We start from the raw sequence: 1,747 nt of genomic DNA on the forward strand, positions 1-1,747 counted from the left end.
GACGCCATCGAGGAGCTCGACACGCTCACCCGCAAGGTCCTCATGCATCTCAACACCAGCACCGTGCTGGTCACCGCCGATCACGGCTTCCTGTTCCAGCGCAGCAAGCTGGATGCTACCGACCGCACCGCCCTGGGCGAGAAGCCGGCGAGCGCCTTCAAGAGCAAGAAGCGCTACGTGCTGAACTCTCCACAGACAGGGCATGATCTGCCCGACAACCCCAGCGTATGGCACGGCCATACCCGGGAGACCGCCGGCACCACCTGCGACACCGAGTTCTGGATTCCCAAGGGCGCCCACCGCTTCCACTTTGTGGGCGGTGCCCGCTTCGTGCACGACGGCATCATGCCCCAGGAAATCGTGGTGCCGGTGCTCACCGTCAAGCAGCTGCGCGGCAAGAAGGTCGAGAAGCGCACCCGCCGCAAGGTGGGGGTGATCTCGCCCAAGGCCTCGCTGAAGATGGTCAACAACATCCAGCGTTTCGAGCTGCTGCAGACCGAGGCGGTCAGCGAACAGCTCAAGCCCATCACCCTGGCGGTGGCCATCTTTGAGGGCAGCGAGAAGGTTTCCAGCGAGGAGACGGTGACCTTCGACAGTGCCAGCGACAACATGAACGAGCGCATGAAGTCGGCGCGCCTGTCGCTCTCCGGCACCAACTTCGACCGCATGCGCGACTACTTCCTGGTGCTGCGCGACAAGGATCTCGGCACGGAGCTTGAGCGCTACCGGGTGGTCATCGACCTGGCGTTCACCGATGATTTCTTTTGATGGTTGTCATTTGACAACCATGGCCGCAACTGCCTAAGCTGCCTGCAGGAGAAAAGATGATCCGCCCGCGACATGGCAAGAAGGACATAGAGGCGGCGCTGGTCTATGCCGAGGCGCATAGCTGGCGAGTCGAGTTGGCCTCCGGGCATGCCTGGGGCCGGCTGTACTGCCCGCACAACGATAGTGAGTGCCGCTGCGGCGAGTTCTGCATTGTCAGCGTGTGGAGTACACCGAAAAACCCTGCCAACCATGCCAGGCAACTGCGCCGCGTGGTGGATAACTGCACGGGTGGCGTATCCTCTGAGGAGGACGAGACGTGATGATAACCTATGATTTCACCCTGAAGTTTGCCGTTCCCTATGACCTCGCCATGGAGGTGTTGGAAACCCGGCTCTTCGAATCCGGCTGCGACGATGCACTGCTGGGCCTGGGTCAGAAAGGCCGTTTGGCGCTGGAGCTGACCCGGGAGGCGGCTTCGGCACACGAGGCGATTACCAGTGCCATGTCGGATGTGAAACGAGCCATTCCCGAGGCTCGCCTGATCGAGGTAGGGCCGGACCTGGTCGGAGTGACGGATATCGCCGAGCTGTTTGCCTTCAGCCGCCAGAACATGCGCAAGCTGCTCCAATCGCACATTGCGACCTTTCCGCTGCCGCTGCACGAAGGACGTGCTTCTTCCCTATGGCATCTGGCCGAGGTGCTTGAGTGGTTCCAGACGCATCAGCGCCGGTCTATCGATGAGACGTTGCGCGAGGTGGCCCGGATCAGCATGCAGGCCAACGTAGCCCGAGAGGCTAGCCGGCTACCAGAAGAGCAGATCCGTCGCTTCGATCATGGCCTGGCGTCGTGAACCACGCTTGCCTTGAGTCTCCAGCCAACAGCGGAGCTACCGTGTGACCACCCCGATGGAACCCGCCCGAATAGAAGCGCTAGCCACCCCCAACAGTGACGAGTCTGTCGACCTCGACACCCTGCTCAA

3 protein-coding genes are annotated in these 1,747 nt (G+C 61.8%); all 3 read left to right on the plus strand.

All coding sequences use genetic code 11. The features are described 5' to 3' along the window. The coding region (locus tag ACESMD_RS09035; protein ID WP_372612401.1) for a PglZ domain-containing protein at positions 1-768 on the plus strand (768 nt) is incomplete at its 5' end. Between the two features lie 56 nt (positions 769-824). Further along, positions 825-1,088, plus strand: coding sequence for a hypothetical protein (locus tag ACESMD_RS09040; protein WP_372612403.1), 264 nt, complete (start codon positions 825-827; stop codon positions 1,086-1,088). Then, entirely contained in the window at positions 1,088-1,618 is a 531-nt protein-coding gene (locus ACESMD_RS09045) for a helix-turn-helix transcriptional regulator (protein WP_372612405.1), read from the plus strand. Before ACESMD_RS09040 ends, ACESMD_RS09045 begins: the two co-directional genes overlap by 1 nt. The last annotated feature ends 129 nt before the right edge of the window (positions 1,619-1,747 follow it).

Source organism: Halomonas sp., assembly GCF_041689495.1.
In the GTDB taxonomy this organism is placed as follows: domain Bacteria; phylum Pseudomonadota; class Gammaproteobacteria; order Pseudomonadales; family Halomonadaceae; genus Halomonas.